This is a genomic window from Paenibacillus endoradicis (genome assembly GCF_024721975.1).
In genome coordinates this window covers 935,440-959,696 of the sequence record NZ_JANQBB010000001.1, presented here as the reverse complement: position 1 = coordinate 959,696, position 24,257 = coordinate 935,440, and the positions used below count along the sequence as shown (strand labels likewise).

General features: G+C 37.8%; 25 protein-coding genes. 3 read left to right on the top strand and 22 right to left on the bottom strand.

Annotated elements, in window-relative coordinates:
* Positions 1–30 precede the first annotated feature (30 nt).
* From NV377_RS04380 to fabF, 10 genes are all read right to left on the bottom strand, one after another.
* Entirely contained in the window at positions 31–1,344 is a 1,314-nt protein-coding gene (locus NV377_RS04380) for an MFS transporter (protein WP_258199938.1), read from the bottom strand.
* Between the two features lie 259 nt (positions 1,345–1,603).
* A complete protein-coding gene (locus tag NV377_RS04375) occupies positions 1,604–2,443 on the bottom strand; it encodes an SPL family radical SAM protein (RefSeq protein WP_258199937.1) in 840 nt (279 codons plus the stop codon).
* 247 nt (positions 2,444–2,690) lie between these two features.
* Positions 2,691–3,086 carry a MerR family transcriptional regulator gene (locus NV377_RS04370; protein ID WP_258199936.1) on the bottom strand — a complete coding sequence of 132 codons (396 nt, stop codon included), beginning with the start codon at positions 3,084–3,086 and terminating at the stop codon, positions 2,691–2,693.
* A 23-nt stretch (positions 3,087–3,109) separates the two neighbouring features.
* Entirely contained in the window at positions 3,110–4,225 is a 1,116-nt protein-coding gene (locus NV377_RS04365; RefSeq protein ID WP_258200365.1) for an alpha/beta hydrolase family protein, read from the bottom strand.
* Complete coding sequence (locus tag NV377_RS04360) at positions 4,218–4,496, bottom strand: hypothetical protein (RefSeq protein ID WP_258199935.1); 279 nt, start codon at positions 4,494–4,496, stop codon at positions 4,218–4,220. Before NV377_RS04360 ends, NV377_RS04365 begins: the two co-directional genes overlap by 8 nt.
* 257 nt (positions 4,497–4,753) lie before the next feature.
* On the bottom strand, positions 4,754–5,989 hold the full coding sequence (locus tag NV377_RS04355; RefSeq protein ID WP_258199934.1) for an MFS transporter: 1,236 nt from the start codon (positions 5,987–5,989) through the stop codon (positions 4,754–4,756).
* 152 nt (positions 5,990–6,141) lie between these two features.
* Entirely contained in the window at positions 6,142–6,615 is a 474-nt protein-coding gene (locus NV377_RS04350; RefSeq protein WP_258199933.1) for a MarR family transcriptional regulator, read from the bottom strand.
* A 71-nt stretch (positions 6,616–6,686) separates the two neighbouring features.
* On the bottom strand, positions 6,687–7,361 hold the full coding sequence (locus NV377_RS04345) for an NAD-dependent epimerase/dehydratase family protein (RefSeq protein WP_258199932.1): 675 nt from the start codon (positions 7,359–7,361) through the stop codon (positions 6,687–6,689).
* Positions 7,362–7,413: 52 nt separating this feature from the next.
* Entirely contained in the window at positions 7,414–7,986 is a 573-nt protein-coding gene (locus NV377_RS04340) for a TetR/AcrR family transcriptional regulator (RefSeq protein WP_258199931.1), read from the bottom strand.
* 150 nt (positions 7,987–8,136) lie between these two features.
* A complete protein-coding gene (gene fabF, locus NV377_RS04335; RefSeq protein WP_258199930.1) occupies positions 8,137–9,378 on the bottom strand; it encodes a beta-ketoacyl-ACP synthase II in 1,242 nt (413 codons plus the stop codon).
* A gap of 166 nt (positions 9,379–9,544) precedes the next feature.
* On the opposite strand from fabF, the gene NV377_RS04330 reads away from it, so the two are divergent.
* On the top strand, positions 9,545–10,381 hold the full coding sequence (locus NV377_RS04330; protein WP_258199929.1) for a helix-turn-helix transcriptional regulator: 837 nt from the start codon (positions 9,545–9,547) through the stop codon (positions 10,379–10,381).
* Between the two features lie 96 nt (positions 10,382–10,477).
* On the opposite strand, the gene NV377_RS04325 is transcribed toward NV377_RS04330, so the two are convergent.
* Positions 10,478–10,609: a hypothetical protein gene (locus tag NV377_RS04325; RefSeq protein ID WP_258199928.1), complete on the bottom strand. Its 132-nt coding sequence runs from the start codon at positions 10,607–10,609 to the stop codon at positions 10,478–10,480.
* A 310-nt stretch (positions 10,610–10,919) separates the two neighbouring features.
* Here NV377_RS04325 and NV377_RS04320 point away from each other — a divergent pair, with 310 nt between their 5' ends.
* Positions 10,920–11,516: a TetR/AcrR family transcriptional regulator gene (locus NV377_RS04320; RefSeq protein ID WP_258199927.1), complete on the top strand. Its 597-nt coding sequence runs from the start codon at positions 10,920–10,922 to the stop codon at positions 11,514–11,516.
* Between the two features lie 87 nt (positions 11,517–11,603).
* Here NV377_RS04320 and NV377_RS04315 read toward each other — a convergent pair whose 3' ends face one another.
* Positions 11,604–12,815 carry an MFS transporter gene (locus NV377_RS04315; RefSeq protein WP_258199926.1) on the bottom strand — a complete coding sequence of 404 codons (1,212 nt, stop codon included), beginning with the start codon at positions 12,813–12,815 and terminating at the stop codon, positions 11,604–11,606.
* 240 nt (positions 12,816–13,055) lie between these two features.
* On the bottom strand, positions 13,056–14,369 hold the full coding sequence (locus NV377_RS04310; RefSeq protein ID WP_258199925.1) for a Spo0B domain-containing protein: 1,314 nt from the start codon (positions 14,367–14,369) through the stop codon (positions 13,056–13,058).
* Between the two features lie 232 nt (positions 14,370–14,601).
* On the opposite strand from NV377_RS04310, the gene NV377_RS04305 reads away from it, so the two are divergent.
* Positions 14,602–16,017, top strand: coding sequence for a catalase (locus NV377_RS04305; RefSeq protein ID WP_258199924.1), 1,416 nt, complete (start codon positions 14,602–14,604; stop codon positions 16,015–16,017).
* Positions 16,018–16,052: 35 nt separating this feature from the next.
* Here NV377_RS04305 and nadE read toward each other — a convergent pair whose 3' ends face one another.
* From nadE to NV377_RS04260, 9 genes are all read right to left on the bottom strand, one after another.
* On the bottom strand, positions 16,053–16,871 hold the full coding sequence (gene nadE / locus NV377_RS04300) for an NAD(+) synthase (protein ID WP_258199923.1): 819 nt from the start codon (positions 16,869–16,871) through the stop codon (positions 16,053–16,055).
* Between the two features lie 14 nt (positions 16,872–16,885).
* Positions 16,886–17,497: a nicotinate (nicotinamide) nucleotide adenylyltransferase gene (gene nadD, locus NV377_RS04295; protein ID WP_258199922.1), complete on the bottom strand. Its 612-nt coding sequence runs from the start codon at positions 17,495–17,497 to the stop codon at positions 16,886–16,888.
* A 1-nt stretch (position 17,498) separates the two neighbouring features.
* Complete coding sequence (locus tag NV377_RS04290; protein ID WP_258199921.1) at positions 17,499–18,953, bottom strand: nicotinate phosphoribosyltransferase; 1,455 nt, start codon at positions 18,951–18,953, stop codon at positions 17,499–17,501.
* A 34-nt stretch (positions 18,954–18,987) separates the two neighbouring features.
* Positions 18,988–19,536, bottom strand: a complete 549-nt coding sequence (locus NV377_RS04285; protein ID WP_258199920.1) for a cysteine hydrolase family protein — start codon at positions 19,534–19,536, stop codon at positions 18,988–18,990.
* 115 nt (positions 19,537–19,651) lie between these two features.
* Positions 19,652–20,434: an NUDIX hydrolase gene (locus NV377_RS04280; protein WP_258199919.1), complete on the bottom strand. Its 783-nt coding sequence runs from the start codon at positions 20,432–20,434 to the stop codon at positions 19,652–19,654.
* Positions 20,435–20,571: 137 nt separating this feature from the next.
* On the bottom strand, positions 20,572–21,162 hold the full coding sequence (locus NV377_RS04275) for a DJ-1/PfpI family protein (protein ID WP_258199918.1): 591 nt from the start codon (positions 21,160–21,162) through the stop codon (positions 20,572–20,574).
* Between the two features lie 138 nt (positions 21,163–21,300).
* The gene (locus tag NV377_RS04270) at positions 21,301–21,765 is read right to left on the bottom strand and encodes a CBO0543 family protein (protein WP_258199917.1); all 465 of its coding nucleotides are present in this window, start codon (positions 21,763–21,765) and stop codon (positions 21,301–21,303) included.
* Positions 21,766–21,957: 192 nt separating this feature from the next.
* Positions 21,958–22,572, bottom strand: a complete 615-nt coding sequence (locus NV377_RS04265; RefSeq protein ID WP_258199916.1) for an alpha/beta fold hydrolase — start codon at positions 22,570–22,572, stop codon at positions 21,958–21,960.
* 396 nt (positions 22,573–22,968) lie between these two features.
* Entirely contained in the window at positions 22,969–24,153 is a 1,185-nt protein-coding gene (locus tag NV377_RS04260) for a cation:proton antiporter (protein ID WP_258199915.1), read from the bottom strand.
* Positions 24,154–24,257 lie beyond the last annotated feature (104 nt).

The window sequence follows — 24,257 nt, the reverse complement described above, 5'->3', positions numbered from 1 at the left end:
TTTTCAACTCGGACAGTCGATTTTACTGAGTTAGTTAAACGGAATATTTTGCGATGCTGGTATATTTCGTTTGCTTAGTGACCATATAACAACTGGAATAAGTAATAGTGCAAGTCCACCTCCAACAAGTGAAAGTGTTGCAAAACTTGAATGTGCTACAACCATACCCGAGAGTGCTCCACCTGAGGCCCCAGCTAGTGCAATTAACACATCTATAGTTCCCTGAGTTTTTGCACGAGTTGTAGGATCAGTTGCATCTACAATAATTGCGGTACCGCTAATTAATCCGAAATTCCAACCGATTCCCAGTAATGCAAGAGCAATGATAAGTACAACCATTGAATCAGGAGGCGCTATTGCAGCTACAATTCCTGCGAATAATAGAACCACCCCTGAAGTAATTGACATGAAGGTACGACCAAATTTATCGACTAAAACACCTGTAATAAGTGATGGTAAATACATGGCACCTATGTGAATACCTATAACTAATCCTATATCTCCTAAGCTATGACCATGATGTTTCATATGGACTGGAGTCATTGTCATAATCGCGACCATGACGATTTGGGTCAATACCATTACCGCTGCCCCTACAACTAGCCCTCTGTTGTTATTAATCTGTGGTTTCTTATTGTCGGTTGCCAGTCGAGAAGGTAATATAGTATTCTTAGCCAGCTCTCGAGCGACAAGCAATGGATCGGGACGAAGAAAGATCAATAAAACTACCCCCGCCAAGATGAATGCCAAGGCAGCTAATAGAAACGGACCCGTAAGGGCTGGAAAACCGATTGCCGTGGCAAAACGACCCGTAACTTCAACCGTATTTGGACCGGCAACTGCCCCGAAAGTAGTTGAAACCATTGCAATACTAATCGCTTTGGCGCGTTGGTTCGGCATTGCCAAATCTGTTCCTGCATATCGCGCTTGCAAGTTTGCTGCCGTTCCTGCTCCATAGATAAGCAGTGATACGAACAATAGGGCTACACTATTCAATTGCGCGGCCGTGATGACCCCGATCGCTCCAAGTCCTCCGGTAATAAATCCTCCAGCAAGTCCCAATCGGCGTCCATGTCGTTGTGACAGTCGTCCTACCAGCAATGAAGCCAAAGCAGAGCCAAGCGTAAGCAATGCGGTTGGAATGCCTGCATAACTTTCTGACCCTAACATATCCTGCGCAAGCAGTGCGCCTACCGTTACTCCGGCAGCAAGTCCAGCTCCTCCAAAAATTTGTGAAAGGACAATAATAAGTAAGGATCTTTTATATAACTTCCGTTGCATCTCTGTGGAATCGACATAAGCGCGATCACCACTGTTACTTCTATTCTGGGGTTCATGCGTCATCGCGTAGTACCACCTTTCTAGTTATAGTAATTATTTCGTCGAACCATTCTGGATGTATGCGAGCAACAATATGACTATTCATATTGAGACAATAGAATCTTAGCAGAATCCTCATAGAATTAATAGAGGGTGAGGGTATATATATTGAAAAAAGGTTGTCTCAATAGAAGAGGCAACCTTCTTTACTATGTCTTCAGTACACATTTTTGTTGCGATGATACCTATAGCAAAATCTAACTTTTCTTTTTAAAATTTAGAGTTATTTCTGATTTGGAAAAGCTTCATTTCGTGATACATGTATCATATCGAGAGGAAACGTTTTTAGAAAATACTTCTCAACTCGAATATGGATATCTCTCTGGTACCACGCGGACAAACCATTTACTGCAAACAACTGAGGCATTCCTAGCCGCTCCGATCGTTTACCCATCGATCCATCACCAATATGTAGTGTATCGATCCATATTCGATCTACAATACCCTCCAGCAATTTTGGAAAGTCTGGGGTAAACGGCAATACAGGCGAAATGGATGCTTGCGTAGTAATTCCTACCTCGTGCATTTTTTTTAATGCTTTTAAGCGCAACTTGATTCCAGGCGCTAACGGAGCAAAAATCTGTTTAATATCATCCCGATCTGTTTCTATCGTCATTGAAACAAATACTTCGCAAGATTTCTTTAACTCGACTAATAAATCAAGGTCTCTTAAGATGAGTGGACTACGTGTCTGTATTTGAAGCAAATCAGGAGGGTATTCAATCATCGCTTCTAAAATTCCCCGAGTAATTTCAGCCTTTCGCTCGATCGGTTGGTAAGGGTCCGTAGCAGAGGACATAAAAACATTCACTGGTTTGTGCTTACGGCGAAGTTTATTAAGTTCTTCTCGGTAATTTTCTGCAGCATTTGTTTTAATGTCTACCCATTCTCCCCAAGGAATATCTTTGAATTTTTGAATTGGCATTTCTCTTACGTAACAATAGCTACAAGAAAAAGCACAACCACTGTATGGATTCAACGTATGTGTAAATCCAATATCTAGATATCCTTTTGCCTCGCTTAAAATTTTCTTCGACAATATATTTTTGATTTCAATGGTCATATGAATCGATATCACTCTCTTTAGAATTAATAACTCTTAAGTATTCCTCGTAATCATTATACACCTATTGAAATTTCGTAGAAAGCGTAGGTAATCGGTGGTTTAATTGAATCTTAAGTGCTAATGTTCACTTGCATTGCGCAAAATTGGAGTGTCTCCTACTTTTCTAATTTACAACTAATGTATTGATGAAACAGGGTAAGACAGTCATTCCTGACTCCCTCAGCCTGTTCTGGCAGGTATGTTATTAACAATCTTCAGAGACTCTGAAAGATGAAATAAAATTTTGAATATCTTCATCGCTTGTTTGCAATAACCCAGACAACAGTGTTTGCAGCCTTTGCTGCTCTCGAATGTTGGTCTCAATTTCAACAATTTTATTCCTTACGAGCTCTTTCAACGCCTCTATGTCCATATCCCGAACAAGAAGCTGTAGCGTTGCTCCGATTTCTTTTAATTCATACCCAAGCGATTGAGCTGCTTTGATAAATTGAATTTGTATCACATAGTCTTCCGTATACATTCGATACCCGTTGGGAGCCCGCTTAGGGGCCGGAAGAATACCGATGCACTCATAATAGCGTAGAGTCGCAATGCTAACTCCTGTACGAGCAGACAGTTCGCTCCGCTTCATTCCTAGCATACCTTCTCCTCCCATCTAGTCGCTTAACCTCTCTTGTGAGTATACGTCTGATCAAACTTTACTTCAGGGAACCTTGATGAATCTCCTTCCAGAAGCGATTGATGCTCGCTTTTCAAATATTGATCGAAGAATGCACGTACATACGACCTAGTAATATCGATGTTGTGAAAGGATCCGATCTTCGTACGATCAAACATCGATGACAGTAAGGTAATATCTGTGAAACTCTGATGAAACATCTTGTCTACAGTCAAATAATAAGTATCCTTGGTGCTGTTCCTCATAACAAAATCAAGGTCAGGAGCGAACTCATCATAGAATACGACTTCCTTATCAGAATAAGACGGGTCCAGACTGTTTGCAGTTTCACCTGTCATCATATACATAAAGGGTTGCTTCAAGCCGGTATGGGAGACAGTCCCCCAGAATCCGCCCTCTAAGCTAACACCAGCCTTGAACCGCTCATCCAAAGCCATCGCCTCGGCTGTTGTAGCGCCACCGTAAGAATGTCCGAATATGCCAACTCGGTCCAAATCTAATTTACCAGCGAACATACCGCCCGAAGCTTTTTGATTCCATTCCGTAAGTGTATCCAGAACGAACCGGGCATCTTCTGCCCGTATACCAACTCCTGTGACATTATTCTCGTAAACCTCAGCCGATGTTGTGAACTCAGGTTCTGGCACATAATAAATGTCTCGTCCGTCGGAAAGTGAGACTTTAGCGGAAGTATAGGGATGGTCAATACCTACCACAATATAACCGTGACTGACCAGTTCCTCTATTGTCGTCATGCTCTGGAATCGGGTAGACCTAATACCGGGCGAGTATAGCAGCACCGGATAACTAGTTTCCGTCATCGACAACTCTGCGCCCTCGACGACATGCGTAGAAACCAATGTCAAATAGTTGAACAGCTGTTTCGGAATTCCGAAGACAAGACTAATCGCTTCACCTAGCTCGCCTGGATAACTCTCCCTCGACTTGCCTTTGACCTGATCCGGATCAGCAGGATACCAGACATTCACCAGCATTTCCCTCTTGCCTCCGGACTCTGGATTTAATGTCTCTTCACGTTCCTCGTCTGTTAATTGCCAAGAAAGTGTACCGATCGCATAGGTTCCGGTCGGTTCAGGCATTGTAAAAATCGGCAATAAATTGCCCAAATAGAGTGAACCAGCGCTGAGGGCCACTATTACTAATGATAGCAGTCCCCTCTGTATATACGATCGGGGCCGACTCTTTTTTTGATTCTTGGACAGTCTCACAATTAATACGATGCAGAGTACCAGCGTAACTAGATAAGAAGGCATCATTTGCCAACGATAATGTTCGATGATTCCGTGCAACAACAATACCAGTACCAGCGACGATAGTGCTGCAAGGTCCAGACGCCGGCTTTTTCTCCAAAATAGAATGCCCCCAGCAGCGGCCATACTCATTACAACCAAAATGACTTCGAATATTCTCATATTACTTAACCTCCACCTTTACTTCAATCCTTCACTAAATAAAAGACTGCTAATCAATATAAGTATAGGATAAACTATGAAGTATACTTCATAGTCAAGTAGTTCACCTTAAAGCCTCTTCCCTATCTAAAATCAAAGACCGATCCAGAAGGATTGGCCTTAAATTTTACTATATTGCAAACTTTAGAGTTAAAATTACTTTGTGTACGGTTTTCTCTTATACATAACTGCTACTGCAGCTGTTATAAGGATCATACCCATAAAGGCTGGTGCAGCATGCCCAAGTGATACATAAATCTGACCTCCAATGATTGGCCCAATCATTCTTGCTAAAGCCTGAATAGATTGGCTACCTCCTTGAACCCGTCCTTGTTCACTAGAATCGATTGACTTGGAAAGCATACCATTGAATGATGGCCCAAAGATCGAATCCCCAAAACCAAATATAAACACTCCAGAGATAAAAAGAGGATAGAATGAGAATAAAGCAGATAGCGCAATAAGACTGTAGCCGATAATCTCCGAAACCATTCCTAGAATAGCGATCTGATTATCATTAAATTTTTTCAAAAGCTTTGGCATTATGAAACCTTGTGAAATGATGTCTTGGATGCCCATAATCGAAAACATAAGTCCGATTAGTACAGGCTTCCAACTAAAAGTATCCATTGTAAATTGTGAAAAAACTGCCTGTAAAGATCCGTTAGGTATCCAAAGTAAAAATGCTGAGATAAGAAGTCTGTTTAGATTTTTCATTGAAAGTAGGTTTGCAAGCTGTGAAAATGGATTAAGTCTAATAAAGGTAATCTTTTTCAGTCTATTACTCTTGGTAAGACTCTCAGGCATAAAAAAGAATCCATAAACAACATTCAGTAACGTTATAATTGCTCCAAAAAACATAGGTACAGCATAACCAAACTTGGCAAGTAATCCGCCTAGCGTTGGACCAATGACGGTCCCTACACCAACAACCGCACTCACCCATCCGAAGTATTTGGTTCTCTGCTGCGGAGGAATGATGTCTGCAAAATAAGCGAAGATCGTACCTATGCTACCGCCCGTTATCCCCTCTATGATGCGCCCAGCAAAAAGTATCCATAGAGCTCCTCCTATGCCAAAAACTAGGTATCCAATTGCTGACCCCAATAAGCTTGCTAAGAGCAATGGACGACGGCCATATTTGTCGCTTAAAGTTCCAAGTACGGGGGCTGCAAAAAATACACAAAATGCATAAACAGAAGTTAGTAGCGTAACAACAATAGCTTGGTCTCCCGGATTGCTTATATAAGGCTCCACTAAGAATGGGACGACAGGTGTTATGATACTAAAGCCTACACCGCAAAGGAACACAGATATAAGACCGAATATTAAAGCGTGTTTGTCTACGGTTTGTTCTGTGTTCGGTTCATTTTGTGATCTAGATATGGACATTAAAATTCTCTCCTTAGAAGATACTATTTTGTTTCCTTTTCAACAAAATAGTATCTTCTAATTGTTTCCTTGTCAACAAAAATAAACAATAAAAATGCAGCCCATTCTCAATAGAGTTGGACTGCATGTAGTTTCATTTTATACTTTCAAATTTATTGCGACGTGAGATCTATACTCTGTTTCTTTATTTCTGAATCCAGATGCCTACTATACGTTTCTACAAAGCTAAGCATACTGTCGAATTGTTCTTCAGTTATTTGCTCGAATACGACTTTATCCCGCTCATGAAACTCTTGGTGCAAGTTCTCATGAATTTTATAAATATCTTTCCCTTGCTCAGTAAGCCTAAAATAGATTTCTTTCTTGTTATCCGACTTCTGGTAGCTTTCGATAATGCCCTTTTTTATGAGCTTCTGAGTTATTTTACTTATAGCGCCGCGAGTCATATAAAAGGACTCCGCAAGTTTTGTCACGTTGGAATCTACATTTTTTTCAATGAATTCGATGCAATGCACTTCAGAAGACGTATGACCCTTAAGACTTTGTTCCATCTTATCCTTATTAAGCGATACTATCTTGTTATAAAGGTCTCTAAAACCCAATATAACCTGTTCTTCTTTGTTCATTGCCTGTCCTCCCACCCGTTGGTGCATTAACATTATTATATAATTGTTTGAATTTCAAGAATAGTAAATACTTATTTTTTTTGAATCGATAATGCCAGTTCTTTTAACTTTTCTTTCTCTAGTACTTCTTTTGTTGTTCCACTTTTAGCTAGATGCAAAATCAACTGACCTAATTGTTCAGACGTTAATACCGACTTCATTCGTTTTAACAACGGATTTATTGGTTTGATTATATTGTATAGTATACGATATTGTGCTGTTTTTGAACGAACACCATGCATTGGTAAAATTGCAGCTGGACGTAACATATAAGCAGCTTTAAAAGGCATGCTAAGCAATGTATTTTCTGTTTTCCCCTCTACTCGTGCCCACATCTCTTTTCCTTGTTCTGTACTATCTGCTCCCATTCCAGAAACATAGATTATTTTCATATTCGGATTGAATTCCACTAATTGCTTAGCGTTCTTTATCGTCATTTCATAGGTGATACGTGTATAGTCGGCTTCTGACATACCTGATGAGGAGACACCAATTAAATATAAACAAGCATCGAAACCAGTCACATTTCCCTGAATAGAAGAAAGGTCTGAAATATCTGATAACACAAATTCTTGATATTTGGGGTGTTTGTTATTCGTTGACTTACGAACAATTGCTATAACTTTCTCTACTTCTGGATCTAATAGACATTCTCTTAATGCTAACTGTCCGATCATACCTGTTACACCATATACGATTACTTTCATACTGACATCCTTCCTTTGAATAACTAATCCTTATCGCTCTTTTAGAAGGTTTTTACGCTTTTATGGCATCCCAGCTCATAGCGATAGCTGCATTCAATTGTCGTTTTTCAAATTGAGTTCCTTTCTGCACATGTGCCTTTGCCAGCTCAGCTATGGGAAGGATGGAGTACACAATTAACATACGAACATCCTCTTGCTTGAATAAACCTTGATTTTTGCCAACTTCAAACATTTCAAAAACAGGTTGAAAAAGACTCGCAGTATCATCTAGACACCATTTCTGAGGCAGCGGTGAAGTCATAATCTGCTCTAGGAACAAAAAATAGTCTTTATAGGTTAGTATGAACTCAACATAGTTGTTAATGATGAAATCAAAACACTCCTTTACCGTTCGAGTTTCATCCAGACTTTGAAACATTCTTTCACTCATCTTACCTTTTATCTTCAAGTAAGTTTTATAAAGCAGATCATCCTTATTCTCATGATATATATAAATGGTCGCCGCTGATACATTTGCTCGTTTGGCAATTTTGGAGATAGACGCTTCCGCAAACCCTATCTCATTTACGAGTTGTATTGTTGCATCAAAAATAGCCTCTACTTTGTTTTCATCTCTTATTCTCATAAAACAATAATAAATGATCGTTCACTTAAAATCAAATAATCTGCTATTATGAGCGTCGTCTTCATTTATCCTCCTATCACTGAGCTATTGAACAAAACAAAAGAGGTGCAAACAATGCACCTCTTTTGTTTTGAACTTTTCAACTTCAAGTCAAGCTTCAGAAAATTTTTTCAGAACAATTGCGGCATTATGTCCACCAAATCCGAATGAGTTAGACAAGCCAACATTGAGGTTTGCACTCCTTGCATGATTTGGCACGTAATCTAAATCACACTCCATATCAGCATTGTTCAGATTAATCGTTGGGGGAATGATTCCCTCCCTAAGACTCTCTATTAAAGCAATGGCTTCTACTCCTCCTGCTGCTCCAAACATATGTCCAAGCATTGATTTGTTTGCTGTAATTGGGACTTTAGTTGCTTGATCACCTAATAATCTCTTAAGCGCATTTGTCTCGGCAAGATCCCCCACCTCAGTACTCGTTGCATGAGCACTCACTACATCAATGTCAAGTGGATCAATGGATGCTGACTGTAAGGCTCTCTTCATGGCTAGTAACGCACCATCGCCTTGTGGATGCGAAGCAACAACATGATATGCATCTGAACTAGCTCCGTACCCAATCACTTCACCATAAATTTTAGCCCCTCTTTTCATGGCATGTTCCAATGATTCGAGAACCACAATACCTGCCCCTTCTGCCATAACGAAACCGTCACGATCCTTATCAAATGGACGACTTGCAGTCTTTGGATCATCATTTCTCTTTGAGAGCGCAGTTGCATTACCAAAGCTCGCTAATGATATAGGATGAATCGCAGCCTCTGTGCCTCCAGCAATTATAACATCTGCCTCTCCATATCGAATCAACCGAAATGCTTCGCCAATTGCCGTATTTCCGATTGAACAGGCTGTCACAGGAGATAAAGTTGGTCCTTTTGCTCCAAAATGAATACTGATCTGAGATGCTGCCATGTTGGAGATCATCATTGGAACCAAGCTTGGACTTACTCTACCTGGCCCTCTTTTTAGGAAAGCATCATAATTATCAGTTAGTGTCTGAATACCACCAATCCCTGTACCCACGTACACCCCTAGACGTTCTAAATCTATTTTATCCAAAGGAAGCTCAGCATCATGGACCGCTTGTTTGGCCGCATACAGCCCGAATTGACAGAATCTATCCATCTTTCGTGCTTCTTTACGACCAAATAATTCCTCAGAATCAAAATTACGTACCAATCCAGCGATACGAGTTCCAAATTGAGATACATCAAATGAATCAATCGTTGTTATTCCTGAGACACCTTTTTTTAAATTGCTCCAGAACTCATCTACTTCATTACCCAACGGCGATGCTATTCCCCTGCCAGTGATCACTACTCTATGCATCGTAAATCCCCCCCAATATATTGTCTTTACATCCTTATGATTCCCTTATTGTACGCTTTCCTTATCCTATTACCAGTTTTCAGTTATACTAGTATAAGTAGTGTTACAATAATGAAATTCAATCAGGTTACTATATAAATAGGTATGAATTACCTTGGAGGTTTGTATGAAGCAAGAACCCAGACTTAAAGCACTTTCCGATTTTCTAAAAAACCAGCGCTCAAAAATTTCCCCACAAAGTGTCGGAATGCCTTCAGGTTCTCGCAGGCGAACACCTGGCTTACGTAGAGAAGAGGTTGCTCAATTAGCTGGTGTTAGTACCAGTTGGTATACTTTTCTCGAGCAAGGACGAGACATTAAGGTATCCGCTTCCGTTCTGGATGCTATAGCAGGAGCGCTGAAACTAAATAGTGATGAGCGAAAATATCTATATGATCTTGCTTTAGATAACTCATTTCATCCAAAGCTTTCAATTGGAGAATCTACAGCAATTAGCCCTTCTCTGCTTAAAATATTACAAGAGCTTAAATATTGTCCCACGATTGTTTCAGATCGACATTGTAATATTATTGGTTGGAATGAAGCAGCTTGCCATGTATTTATTGATTTTCGGCTCATCCCTGAACAAGAACGTAATATGATCTCCCTACTCTTTACTAAAAAAGAATTCCGCAGTTTGGCAGTAAATTGGGAACATTTTGTAAAAGACTATCTCGCTATATTTCGCACCTATTACGGTCAATATGTTGCTGATCCTTGGTATCCAGAATTCATTTCTCATATGGAGAGTAATTACCTAGATTTTAGACAACTCTGGAATCAAAGCGAGGTTAGTGAAGCACCAGAAGTTATGGTCGAGTTTCGACATGCGAAGGCTGGAAAAATGGTCTTTGATCTATCTTCTCTGCAAGCTAAAGGTGAATCAGATTTAAGACTAAGCATATATACTCCTGTTGAGAATTCATCTACCGAGATGAAGCTGCGTAAGCTACTTGAAGGGTAAGAAAAGTCTTTAACTTATTATTAAACCCAAAGACACTTGATATAATATCAAGTGTCTTTGGAGCGTATTTACATATATTCGCTATTGATTATTACTTTATTGCAGCTTTCTAGAAGTTCCTGTTGTAATATCCATTCCTCGTTGGAAGTATGCCGTCGCACCTAATAGAAACCAAACAAATGATGAAACACCAAATAGAATGATTACTATTAGTAAAAGTCTTAACAATAAATGTATATTTTCCCCCTTAGGTTATGTGTATCACATTATTTTTTCTTTAATATTGGCTCACTATACTTTATTCCTGCTATCAAGTATACAATACTACTCCTATAACTAAGTCTTTGGTCAGTTTTATTTTGTGCAATCATGTATCTCTCATAATAATCTGATAGCTCTTTGAATAACAGAGAACCAATCTATTGGTACATTATACATATATCAGCACAACTCTCTTTCGCAAAATGATTATACTTCATGTATAATTATGACAAGTGTAAAAGATACGGGCAGTTCGTGAGCAAAGTTTTGGAGTGATATGATGAATAAGAAACAGTTACAATCAACTCAAACAAAAAAACGAATATTAGAAGCATCTAAAGAGCTATTTATTAAAAAAGGCTATGCCGCCACTTCTATTGAGGAAATATCTGATATTACTGGATTTAGTAAAGGGAATATCTATTATCACTTCAAAAGTAAAGAAGGATTATTTCTAGATATGTTAGATGAATGGGAAGTTGATTGGGCAGATAAGTGGGAGATCAAAAAACAAAAGTATACAACTACTATTGAAAAGCTATATGGATTAGCAGAACATTTAGTCGAAGATGAATTTAATCACCCGTTAACAAATGTAGCAGATGAATTTTATACTAGTGAGAAATCAAATAGTGAAGTACATGAACGACTTCAAAAGAGTTTTAATGGGCGAATACAATTCTGTCAGCAATTATTGCTCGATGGTATGAATTCTGATGAGTTTAAGCAACATGATAGTTTAAGATTGGCAAAAATATTAGATGGTATGGTCAATGGACTTAGTTATACATGCAGAGACTTGGACTTAAAGGAAACGTTGTTGATCTACAAGGAAGCTATTGATGTTTTATTGTATGGTTTTGCAAAGAGATAGTTAACCATGTTAAATAATATTTTATTCTCTAACTATAAACGTAAAGCCCGACTCCACCAGGAATCGGGCTTTACGTTTATAGTTAGTTTAAGATTTCGCTTCTGCTAGCTTACTTTTACTGTTTGATCTTGCCTGTACTAACGTTAGTATTACGTAACAACCAACCAAAGTGAAACCAGCAACAATATAAGGAAGAACCAAATTAACGTCATAAAGCATTCCAGCTAAGCTAGAGCCTAAAATTGTACCTAGGCTTGTATACGCAGAATTAAGTCCGGCTACATAACCTTGGTCTTCCCCGGCTAATTTGGACAAAAATGTTCCTGCTGCAGGTCTCAAAAGATCACATGCTGCAAATATAATAATTGTGACTACTAGTAGTAACCAAAAGCTTTTAACGAACAGGATGCCAAGAATTCCTACTCCCGCAACAACTAGACTGAGGTAGATAACTTTCATCTCCCCCACCTTCTTAACTAGAAGATCTAATAATCCTATTTGAATAATTACACCAGCAATTGCCCCGACTGTCATAATCAGTGCAATATCTTTAGGACCAGAATTATGCTTAACATCTAAAAATAGTCCGAATACTGTTTCAAAATTCGAAAGAGCAAATCCAAGAACGAGTAATACAATTAGTGCCAAGAAATATGGTGCTTTCATAGAACTAATAAATTGCTGAGCTATGCTTTGTTTGGTAGTCTTTGGCTCTGAAGCAGGAGTGCTTTTGATTCGCTGGGGTTCAGGTAATACAAGTAAGGTGAGAATTGCAGCAAATGCCACTGCAATGGCTGCAGTATAGAAAGGAACTCGCGTTCCATATTCAGCAAGAAATCCACCTATACCAGGACCAATAATAAACCCTGTAGACATTGCTGCTGACACCAACCCCATGCCCTTCGCACGTTCATCTTCAGTTGTTATATCAGAAGTAAATGCCATCACCGCTGGCATTACCATAGCAACCCCTATACCACCCAATAATCTTGATACGTATAACCAGACTACTGAATTAGAAAGTCCAAAAATCGCCTCTGAAGCTGCAAGGATTAGTAATCCTACAACAATCAACTTTTTTCTTCCAAGTAAATCGGAAAGTTTACCTGCAAATGGTGAAAATATGAGCTGAGTTACTGCAAATGCAGCAGTTAACAAGCCTACAGTAGTTCCATCTAAACCAAGCATTGCAATAAAACTTGGCATTACAGGTACAACTAGGCCAAAAGCAGCCATAGACAAGAAAATGTTAAGCATTAATAGGATCATTGCACCTTTGTTTCTAAATAATAATTCCATTCATTATCCTCCAAGTATCAATTGAATATGTTTTTCTAGCTTGAATAATGAATGTTCGATAGTCTTCTACATAAGTATGGTACACAAACTTCGAGAATATAGAACAAACATTCAGTATTATGAAGTAAAATACGTATGAATGTGCCAATGGATTCAAAAACTTTTTAAAAATATCATTATAAGCAAAAATGGACACATCCCTTAGGGATATGTCCATTGCTCAAAAAGTTTATAGTTAAACTAAATCGTAATTTGGATAGTAAGCTTTTCATGTTCATAATGAGTAAAGATATCTCCCGAATATTTAATGGTTACTCTACTAATTATATCTAAGCCATTTCCTCTTAACCCATCAGTATTTACTTTTGAAGTATATCCATTTTGAAATAAGCTCTTATACTCCTTACTGGAAAGCTGGGTAGGATTTTCGACAGAGAATATATACTTACCACCAATCGTTTTGCAAATAACTTTAATTATCTTTGGCTCTAAACCTGAATATACATCAACAGCTTCAATTGCATTATCTAATAGATTTGAGAGAATTTTGACTACATCCATGGCTTCAATTCGACTGAAATCACTTTGATCAACTTCGAATTGAATATGAATATCTTTTGACTGGCCCAGTTCCCATTTACTTTGCAAAATGACCATTAATGCTGGATTTTGTATCCGTAGTGATACATCTAATGCTTTTGAATCAACAGTAAGCTGTTTGAGATATTCACCAGCTTTTTCATATTGTTTCAAATAAATCAATCCATTAAGAACTTGAATATGATTCATAAGATCGTGTCTGCTAGATTTTAGCGTACCTACTATTTTACCCAACTCGGAGATATACATTTTTTCAATTTCTTTTTGATCCTGAGTTAATTTGTGTTTATACCACTTATGTAATAAGAACACAACTAAGATCAATACAATAGCAAATAATATATCAATGAAGAAAGCAATTCGATTATTCATTACTACTTGATGGCTTACTTGCTTTAGATCCTTAGCATCTATATCTATGCCAACTACACCTAAAATTTTGCCATAATCGTCATAGAATGGAACACCAACAGAGAAATACGAAGTGTTATGTTCACCGCTTATTATTTTTGTAAAGTATTTCTGTCCGTTTTTAGCTTGTATAATCTGAGCTTCAGGAACAGTACATATTGCACCGATTGGTATTTCAGCTAAACCATTCGGCATTGCTGTTACCATTACTTTCGAAATATTACTTTCATCTAACATCAAAATATAAGTGAAAAGTGAATTAATTTTCAGTTGATACAGTTCCAAAAATTGCTTAATTTGCACTCGATTTTCATCGTTAACTCGCGGATTTTCTAAAAACTTTTCATAGGCTTTTTTATCTAATTCATCTGCTATATTATTTGCGATTTCAATATATTGTTTCGCCAATGTAATTCGCGCTGAATTTTCGGTTGAATAGTATGAGATGAGTAATTTTGAGCCCGTCAGAATGCTAAATATAACAATGGAAATAAGCATAAAAATAATAATTCTTTTACTGGGATACTTTTTTCTAAGCTTCAATGTTCAGTTCCTATTCTGTCGAAGTATTGTGTGATTACTACTTTATTATATAGATAGTCGAGACAGAAATGTACTATTAATTTGATAACACTATGAATTTTAATACTTTATTAGCATATTAAAGACTTTATATAGTTCCATAATCGTTATGTTTTTCGTACTATATTGTCATATTTGGTTATACATGAGCATAGTAAATAATTGAAGAAAAAACGAGATGGGAGATTGAATTATGAATACAAATGATGAATCTTCATATAGACTTCCAGCGCAAATAACGCAGTCAACGGGGTTAGAAGCTGATCAGTCAGCTTTGCCTTGGCAGGAAGATGTTCCGGCAGCTTTGCATTCGCAAACCGTTGGACCAAGAGGACCGATACTAGAACAAGATAGCAAATTGCATGAGACAATGGAAATATTTATACATACTAAAATTATTGATCGTCCAGTACATGTCAAAGGCTATGGTGCTTTTGGCTATTTTGAAACAATCAACTCAATGGGAGCACATACCAAGCTTAGCTTTTTACAAAATCCAGGAGATCAGGTGCCAGTTGCAGTAAGATTTTCTTTAGCAGTCAGCAACCAAGGTACGCCAGATACATCCCGCAATGTGCGTGGATTTTCAACTAAATTTTATACTGGTCAAGGTGTTTTCGATCTCCTTTGCAATCATATTCCCGTTTTTTCAGTGCGAGATCCTATTCGCTTCCCAGAATCAATTAATGCTTTCCTTCCATCTCCTGTGAATAATTTAATAGACCCCGAACGGTTCTGGAGTTTTATCGCTAGAGCACCAGAAGCAACAAACTTTCTGGTTTGGCTTTACTCAGATTACGGTACTGTTAAGAGTCTACGTCACATTCGAGGTCATAGTGTAAATACCTATGTATGGAGAAATGCTCAAGGAAATGCAACCTATGTGAAATACCACTGGCTTCCCATTGCTGGATTAGAATATATTGATCGTCAAGAAGCAGCAAAGCTTGCTGGTGAGAATCCAGATTACGCAGGAAAAGATCTATACGATACACTTGCTGCAGGTGAACTCGTAGAATATGGACTTTATGTGCAGCTTATGGATCCTCGTGATGAGGTGAAATTAACTTTTGATCCTCTTGATGATACGAAGGTGTGGGACGAACAGCAATATCCTCTGCAAGCTGTCGGACGATTAGTTCTCAATCGCAACACTAATAATTTTATGGATGAAGTTGAAAAAATAGCATTTTCACCATCTAATCTGCTAGATGGGGCCGAGTTGTCCGAAGATAAAATGCTGCAGGGGCGAGCAAATATTTATTCAGATTCACAGCGTAGACGTATAGGACCTGATTTCCGTAAGCTTCCTATTAATCATCAGCAGAGTTGGACACCAGAATCACTTATTACAAGTGGCAGTGGTAAATACGTAGAGGGGCAACTCGTACGCTCTGAAATACCTATTACAGACGATTTCACGCAAGCAGGTCAATTCTATGAAGAGCTTTCCCCGGAAGATCAGCAGCATCTCGTAGAAAATCTAGCCATTGATTTAGCAACAATCTCTAATGATATAGAGCAAATTGTGATAGGCTATCTCTACAAGGCATCTGCACAATTAGGAGAACGTGTTGCTAAACAAATTCAAATACTACAACAAGGATAATTAATAGCAAAAAGGGGCCCTTAAGGGCCCCTTTTTTACTTCCACCACGTATCGAATATGGTTACAGGCATCTCTCTTTTATGTGTTGTTATCGTATAACGATCACGAATTTGGTGCTCAGTGGTTTCAGAAATCTGCTGATTGGTAAGGAATTTATCTAACACGTCATAGCTTATTCCAAGCTCAACCTCATCTAACTGTTGTTGCTTATCGTCTAACAAATCTGCTGTAGCGGGCTTTTCAAAAAGAATCTTTTCTGCGCCTAATGCTTGCAAAATCATTCTAACTTGAGATTTTACTAATCCACTCAATGGTAGGATATCTGCACCACCATCCCCGAATTTAGTGTAAAATCCAGTCACAGCCTCAGCAGCGTGATCTGACCCAATAACTAGCATATTTTTTTCTCCTGCAATGGCGTATTGTGCAATCATTCTAACTCTTGCTTTTATATTGCCCTTATGGAAATCTGAAATAGAGTTACCTACACTCTGCTCATAAGTTTCCGTTAGCGCATCTACCCCAGCAGCAATATTGAACGTCACGTTTTCTGTTGGTTCGATAAAGACAAGTGCTTTTTGCGCGTCCTCCTCGTCCATTTGCCCCCCATAGGGCAGACGAACAGCGATAAATTTTTTGTTATAGCCACGTTGGTTCATTTGATCTACCGCAAGCTGTGCGAGTTTTCCAGCAAGTGTTGAATCTGCTCCTCCGCTGATGCCTAGCACGAAGCCATTTGTGTTTGTTTTCACACTGTACTCTACCAAGAAATTTACTCGTTTTTGAATTTCAGCTTGAATATCAATAGTTGGACTAACATGCAGCTCTGCTATAATCTCTGCTTTAGTTTTCATATCTTTTCTCTCCCTTATCTATATAAATGGTTATCTTTCAAATACGCATACACACTTTCAGGAATAAGATAACGAGCTTCACCGCCAAGTTTAAATTCCTCACGCACATACGTTGAGCTAATTTCCATTGTGAGCCCCTTATCTACAAGGTGAAAGGTTTGACCATCGTCAACATGACGCAATATGGGCGAGCGACCAATGACAGAAAGCATATCGATATTAATTCTCGCCATCACTATAAATTTGTTTTCCTTCACTAGCTCCTCTGACTTTTGCCATTTTCCTTGCCCAATATCAACGAGTAAATCTGCGCCCATTATGAAATAAATGTCATCCTCGACATATTTCGTTCTAAAGTGACGAAGTGTTTGGTAAGTTGCTATCTCCCAGCCTAATTGCTGAAATTCATAATCATCAATTTCAAAATTATCATTGTCCGCAATAGCCAACTTTAACATTGCTATGCGATGCGCATCTGTTGTTTGCATGTGCTTATCCTGACGTTTACTAGAGCAAGGTAAGAAAATGACCTTATCTAATTTGCATCGATGAGCAATTGTACTTGCTGTCCATAAGTGGACATTAGTAACTGGATCAAAGGAAGAGCCGTAGATTCCAATCTTCATCTTATCTCTCCTCACGCGTTTGATATAATGCTTTTTCAATGAGCTGTCGTTTGTTGTTCCAGCACGCATCACTTAATGTTACTGGATAGATAGGAGGATTTAGTAAGCGGCGATATTCCTCCCAGAACAGTGCTAAGCTCTGTTTCGCATACTCCCTATTATTGTCTAGAGTAGGAAGATCATACACTAACTCTCCTTTTACCATCACTTCCACCAGCAGTTGAATTGCCTTAAAATTCTTTACCGTTTTCTTCATATGACTGTGTAGTGGATGAACTAACTTGATCTCGTCCTGAGGTAAATTTTCATTGATCAAAGTGATGTAATCGCCCTCTGCAATCCCTGTTTCCATATTAATTATTCTCCACATTTGCTTATTTCCAGGATTAGATATTTTATCTGGATTGCTACTAATTTTAATCGTATCCACCATTTGTCCTTCATCTTCAATTTGTACAAGCTTATAAACTGCACCAAGAGCTGGCTGCGTATATGCTGTAATGAGCTTTGTGCCAATACCCCAAACATCAATGCAAGCCCCCTCACGCTTAAGAGATAGAATAGTATCTTCATCTAGATCATTAGACGCATATATCTTAGTATGCTTAAATCCCGCACCATCAAGCATTTTCCGTGCTTCTTTAGATAAATAAGCTAAGTCTCCACTATCTAATCGAATTCCTACAAAATTAATGCGTTCTTTCATTTCCTTGGCTACTTTTATGGCAGTAGGTACACCTGATTTGAGTGTATCGTAGGTATCTACTAGAAAAACGCAATCTCGATGTGTCTGAGCATATTTCTTAAATGCAACATATTCATCACGGTACACTTGAACCAAAGAATGAGCATGAGTTCCAGCAATCGGAATACCAAATAGCTTTCCTGCTCTTACGTTAGAAGTAGCATCAAAGCCCGCGAGGTAGGCTGCACGTGTTCCCCATATCGCAGCATCCATTTCTTGTGCACGACGTGTACCAAATTCCATTGCAGTTTGATTGCCTATTATATTTTTCAAACGACTAGCCTTTGTGGCGATTAATGTTTGATAATTTACAATATTGAGAATTGCTGTTTCGATTAATTGAGCCTCTACCAATGGTGCCTCAATTACCATTAATGGTTCATTGGCGAATACTACCTCGCCTTCACGTATACTTCGCAACTTCCCAGTAAAGCGAATCGTTTTCAAAAACGTAAGAAAATCATCTTGATAGCCCTCTTCGCGCAAGTATTGAAGATCCGTTTCACTAAATTTGAAATCTTGTAAATAGTGTACAACCCGCTCTAAACCTGCAAAAACAGCATAGCCATTATCAAACGGCAACTTGCGAAAATACACTTCAAAAATTGCCTGTTTCTGGTGCTCATTATGTCTCCAATATACCTCTGCCATATTAATTTGGTATCTATCAGTGTGAAGTGTTACACTATCATCCTGTAAGTTGTATCTCATTTCAATCGCTCCTTTTATTGTAGAATAACTTGTATTAACTTATCGTTGCTCCTAATGTATGTTGAAAATGTCCTAACGCCCATTCATGACCGGCTTGATTAAATGAAGCTACTGCATCCTTCACAACGACAATGCGATAACCAAGATTATAGAGATCTACAGCAGTGTGTAATATACAAATATCCGTACATACTCCAACCAAGTAGACCTCCTCAATGCCTCTAGCACGAAGCATCATATCTAGAGTTGTTCCCGCAAAGGCACTGTAGCGTGTCTTATCCAGCCAATGTATATTAGCTCTGTCTTGACTTTCTTCGTAAATCTGCTGCAATTGTCCATAGAGCATTCTCCCATTAGTATTCCGCAAATTATGCGGTGGAAACAATTTTGTCTCAGGATGGTAAGTATCTCCTTCATCGTGTACGTCGATGGTAAAAATAATATCTTCACCGTTTTGAATAAATTTATTTGTAATAGAGACAATTGCAGCTTCGATGCTTTGACCTGCTTCTCCACAGGTTAAAGCTCCATTTGTAGCAATAAAATCATTTGTATAATCAATGTTCAATAACACTCTTTTCATCGTAAACGCCTCCTTGTTTATTAATAAAGAATTCATTAGAATTTATAACTCATTTAAATATAATTAACAAATAACAAATTGTTAATTATTTAGATTAAAAGAAAGTACCACCTGATTAGCTCATGTGGTAAATCGAGTAATTAATGGGTACTTCCTTAAAGCGGTATAGTTGAGTCTTTCTTTTGGAAGTACGTGTAACCGTTTTTCCTTCTATCGCTTCAATAAACGGAAGTTGTTTCATCTTACGAATGAAAGATGGATTTGACATAATAACAGGATCATCTGTTACCGTTGCAAGCACAGCTTGTAATTCAGAATACGTAAATTCCGTTGGTAAAAATTCTTTAGCCGTTGTCGTTTGTAACAGCTTCTGCGAAATGACAGCAATAGAATCTAGAATTATCTGCTTGTGATCAAATGCTAATTCCAACGAAAGAATTTCTTTCACCGAAAACATTCGAACATCAGAAGCATCATCCCCTGCTTTTCGATTCTCAAGCTTATGATGAGGAACAATGGCATAAAATGCATTACTTATAATCCAACCACGAGGATCACGGCCCGGCTTATCATACACACCAAAGTGCTCGATATGGAGATCCGTTACTCCTGTTTCTTCTTCTAACTCTCGATGTGCAGCGATGTAGCTCGTTTCAGTCTCATCGATAAATCCTCCTGCGATTGCCCATTTCCCTGCTTCGATATTGGGTTTGCCTTCAGAGTTCCGCATACTGCGTTGAATTAGCATCATCTGCAAATCCATAACTGGTGGAGAGAATGGCTTCTGCTCAATTGGAACAATTGTAAATACCGCGATATCTGCTGTATATCCATCTGGTGTGCGATAATCTTTAACGTTGTATTGCTCAAGTGCTGCTTTATTTTGCTGGGCGCTCATCTCTACCCTCCTAGTTTTTTATTTACAATTAACAAATTGTTAATTAATATCCTTGAATTCATTAAACTATTTCTTTTTGTATTTGTCAACCATTAATTTTCAATATGGTTATTTGCTTATACTAATCCATACTTTGCTTATTGGAGGAATCCCATGAGCTTCTTAACGTGGTTTGTATTTTCGGTAGATGTAAGTAATTCTAGAAGAGTAAAGGCAACATCAAAGGCCGTTGAAGGATTGAAAGATGTAATAATATTATTATCAATTACAATAGGTTGATCCGGAATAACATTGGCGCCCATTTCTTCTAGTTGAGATTGACGCTTCCGGTCATTTAGATTATAGGTCGTAGCATTCCTTCCTTGTAGAATACCACTTTTTCCGATTGATAGAGCGCCTACACAAATAGAAGCAATGATCTTTCCTTGTCTATCGAACTCCCGTATAAATTCAAGCACGTCGGCTCTAAAGGCGTCTTCGTAAAATCCTGCCTCTTCAAAACCGCCAGGAACTGCTAAAGCATCGAATTCAAGAGCGCTTACTTCTGAAATGATTTTTTCGGGAATTACAGTGAAATTCCAAGTGCATTTTAGCTCTTTTCGAGTTCCAACTGTTACGAGTTCAGTTGATCCATCGCCCTCTGCCTTATTCCATCCAATTACATCTGTAAATACACTTGCTTCAACAGCTTCAAAGCCATTCGGTAATAGTAAACATACCTTTTTCATATAAATCATCCCCTTCTCTAGCATTCTGCATTATTGTATCAGTAACATCGTTATTTAAATTTTAAATATTATAGCTATAAATTTATAAAAAGTAAATTGAGACTTTATTTACTCTCTTTCTATATCTTCAGAATTCAACTACGGTATGCGAATTAATCGATGTTGCTTATATAGAATACGATAATACACGTAGACGATACCATATGCCAATAAATACGAAATAAATGTCCAATAGATATTCCAACTGTTACTGTATGATGCCTTTCCCATAAGCAATGTGAGATATTCAAGGAAAGTCGTGAAGGTAATTACAACAAATAATATGACTACATGGTTTATTTGGGATATTCTTATCCAGTGGATCATATAACATGAGATTACTGGATACAATCCCAAATCCATGGGCAACACTGACATCGATTCTTCACCAGAAATAAACGGGGTAAATGACCAAAAGTTTAAGTGAAAACCAAAAATATTAATTAGTAATGCAACTAAACTTGCAATGGGTAATGTAATAAGAATCACAACTGGAGCCTTTCTAATTAGATATAGACCAAAAATCCAAGGAATAAGGAAACCAATAATGATATTTGAGAACAATGTGCGACACATCCTTTCATTTCTATGATGATCAGAAAGGATACATATTATTAGTAAATCATATTCAATAGTTTAAATTAAGGAACTCCTTAATATCATTATTGATTTTCTCCAAGTAATCCTCGGAAGGAAAATGACCCATTTCATACTCGGTAACTGTTACTAAGTTGGGAATAATCGCTTTAGCCTTATTTATAATTTTTCTGATGGAAAGAATATATCTTGATTACCGACTATGACCATTGTAGGAGATAAATAACTAATTAGCTCCTCGCTCTCTGTAAGTTTGGGCATATCCTGTTCTAATTTCACATGTGTGAAAATTTCACCAATAATAAGCTTATCGATTGATTTCATCGTATGATATGACATTACATCAGAAATCTTTTGTAATTGCTTTTGAGATGAGGTCATATTAAACAACATCATAGGAAGCAAGATTTTTTGTATCATTTTCATTTTCGAACCTAACTGAATACCAGCAGGGGAAACAAGAACCGAACATGAGATTTTCTCAGGCATGAATGCAGCTAGTCTTAGAATAATACCTGCACCATAGGAAGGACCGATAAATGCACTTTTATCTACATTGAAGTATTTCATCAGGTCAGAAATCCACAGAGCGAAGCTATCATCTTGAGCTGAAACCCTTGTTTCTGCACTATATCCTGGATGTCCAATTGTATCTGGTGCATATATTCGATATTCCTTAAACAATGAAGAAAACCATGATAAGGTCATCGGATTAATGCAGTTTCCTCCTTGAAATATAATGATTGGCTTTCCGTATACGGGTCCAGTGACCAACGTATGCGTGCTCCCAAAACGTGTGTCAACATAAACACTCTCTAATTGTTCATCAAACAATTTCAAGTAGGCATCGTAGTTGTCAAGAATTTTTTGCCTACCTTCTCTGCTTTTATAAATCGTATGATCGTTAATAATAATCACCTCTAGGTATAAGGTCAAATGTACTTAAATAGCTAATAAAGCTGTAATTGTTAATTCCAGTAGAATATTGAAAAATTGAAACAGAAGCATTATTCTATACTAATCTTTATTGCACTTAACAAAAATAAAATTAGATAGAACCTGATATCAGCGGTATTTTATTAAGAAATACACTTGCGAATTAAATGTCAGGTTCCTCTAAAAATTTGTATATTCGTTTAGAACTAACTATCCACTCATTTGCGAAATAATTTAAAAACTTTGGTGAAAATCTTTATCGTTTCTATTGATAATTGTTTTTGCGGACTCCTTGAAAAACAACTTTAATATTGGTGGAGCAACAAGCGTTGTTACAATTACAACGAGAATGACAGATGTGAAATATTCAGGTAGCAATAATCCTGCTTGTAGACCTGTAGAGGCAATGATCAACGCTACTTCCCCTCTTGAGATCATTCCAGCTCCTATAGACATTGAAGATCTATTATTAAATCCAGTTAAGCGAGCTCCTAATGCTCCGCCGATCATCTTGGTAAGTATTGCGACGATCGTTAGGACAAGAACAAAGCCAAGTTGAGCTCCCACTCCTTCAAAAGAAACGTTCAATCCTATACTTACAAAAAACACAGGAACAAATATTGAATATGCAATCGGTTCTATTTTTGTCTCCACTACATGCTTAAAGTTTGTTTGTGAAATAGCAATACCAGCTGCAAAAGCACCTATAATGCCTGCCATACCCATCAGGTCAGCGAAATATGAAAAAGCGAAACATACGATTAATGCTACTGTAATGATCGGTTCTGTCACTTTGAGCATTGATAATAATTTCATGAATTTCGGAACAACTAACCAACCCACTACAATAATGATACCGAAAAATAGTATTTTTTTACCAACAAGTAATCCTAATGATATTTCTTCGCCTGTACCCATGAAACTCATCATTACTGCTAATAGTATAACTACTAAAACATCATCAACTACTGCAGCACCTAAAATAGTTGTACCTTCCCGCGTATTTAATTTGTCCATATCTTTCAGCACTTGAACAGTAATACTTACAGATGTTGCACTAAACAATACGCCCATAAATAATGCAGAGTTTTGAGTTAATCCGAATAACTCGGCTACTCCATATGCCCCTATAAAAGGCAGTACAATACCAGCTATTGCAACTGAAAATGCAGCTTTCCAATTTTGTTGTAATTGCTTCAAATCAGTCTCCAAACCAGCCATAAACATAAGCAAGAGTACGCCAATTTCTGATATATAATGGATAAATTCAGTACTCTCCACCCAACCTAATACAGCGGGTCCTAAAATAATACCTACGATCAACTTACCTAGAACAGATGGTTGACCAAGCCTCACAGATAAATGCCCGGCAATTTTTGTGAAAAAGAGAATTAATACTAAATACAAAATGAACTCCATCTAAATCTTCCCTTCATGTGTAGTTAAACTACTTATTGTAATAAGCCACAGTAATTTCAATTTGATACTGCTCCCATGTACATAGGAAAAGTTAAACACAAAAA

What these genes read in the sequence shown, in the direction of transcription:
- NV377_RS04380 (WP_258199938.1), bottom strand. Translation starts at nt 1,344, where the DNA reads ATGACGCATGAACCCCAGAATAGAAGTAACAGTGGTGATCGCGCTTAT.
- NV377_RS04375 (WP_258199937.1), bottom strand. Translation starts at nt 2,443, where the DNA reads ATGACCATTGAAATCAAAAATATATTGTCGAAGAAAATTTTAAGCGAG.
- NV377_RS04370 (WP_258199936.1), bottom strand. Translation starts at nt 3,086, where the DNA reads ATGCTAGGAATGAAGCGGAGCGAACTGTCTGCTCGTACAGGAGTTAGC.
- NV377_RS04365 (WP_258200365.1), bottom strand. Translation starts at nt 4,225, where the DNA reads ATGCCTGAACCGACCGGAACCTATGCGATCGGTACACTTTCTTGGCAA.
- NV377_RS04355 (WP_258199934.1), bottom strand. Translation starts at nt 5,989, where the DNA reads ATGTCCATATCTAGATCACAAAATGAACCGAACACAGAACAAACCGTA.
- NV377_RS04350 (WP_258199933.1), bottom strand. Translation starts at nt 6,615, where the DNA reads ATGAACAAAGAAGAACAGGTTATATTGGGTTTTAGAGACCTTTATAAC.
- NV377_RS04345 (WP_258199932.1), bottom strand. Translation starts at nt 7,361, where the DNA reads ATGAAAGTAATCGTATATGGTGTAACAGGTATGATCGGACAGTTAGCA.
- NV377_RS04340 (WP_258199931.1), bottom strand. Translation starts at nt 7,986, where the DNA reads ATGAGAATAAGAGATGAAAACAAAGTAGAGGCTATTTTTGATGCAACA.
- fabF (WP_258199930.1), bottom strand. Translation starts at nt 9,378, where the DNA reads ATGCATAGAGTAGTGATCACTGGCAGGGGAATAGCATCGCCGTTGGGT.
- NV377_RS04330 (WP_258199929.1), top strand. Translation starts at nt 9,545, where the DNA reads ATGAAGCAAGAACCCAGACTTAAAGCACTTTCCGATTTTCTAAAAAAC.
- NV377_RS04320 (WP_258199927.1), top strand. Translation starts at nt 10,920, where the DNA reads ATGATGAATAAGAAACAGTTACAATCAACTCAAACAAAAAAACGAATA.
- NV377_RS04315 (WP_258199926.1), bottom strand. Translation starts at nt 12,815, where the DNA reads ATGGAATTATTATTTAGAAACAAAGGTGCAATGATCCTATTAATGCTT.
- NV377_RS04305 (WP_258199924.1), top strand. Translation starts at nt 14,602, where the DNA reads ATGAATACAAATGATGAATCTTCATATAGACTTCCAGCGCAAATAACG.
- nadE (WP_258199923.1), bottom strand. Translation starts at nt 16,871, where the DNA reads ATGAAAACTAAAGCAGAGATTATAGCAGAGCTGCATGTTAGTCCAACT.
- nadD (WP_258199922.1), bottom strand. Translation starts at nt 17,497, where the DNA reads ATGAAGATTGGAATCTACGGCTCTTCCTTTGATCCAGTTACTAATGTC.
- NV377_RS04290 (WP_258199921.1), bottom strand. Translation starts at nt 18,953, where the DNA reads ATGAGATACAACTTACAGGATGATAGTGTAACACTTCACACTGATAGA.
- NV377_RS04285 (WP_258199920.1), bottom strand. Translation starts at nt 19,536, where the DNA reads ATGAAAAGAGTGTTATTGAACATTGATTATACAAATGATTTTATTGCT.
- NV377_RS04280 (WP_258199919.1), bottom strand. Translation starts at nt 20,434, where the DNA reads ATGAGCGCCCAGCAAAATAAAGCAGCACTTGAGCAATACAACGTTAAA.
- NV377_RS04275 (WP_258199918.1), bottom strand. Translation starts at nt 21,162, where the DNA reads ATGAAAAAGGTATGTTTACTATTACCGAATGGCTTTGAAGCTGTTGAA.
- NV377_RS04260 (WP_258199915.1), bottom strand. Translation starts at nt 24,153, where the DNA reads ATGGAGTTCATTTTGTATTTAGTATTAATTCTCTTTTTCACAAAAATT.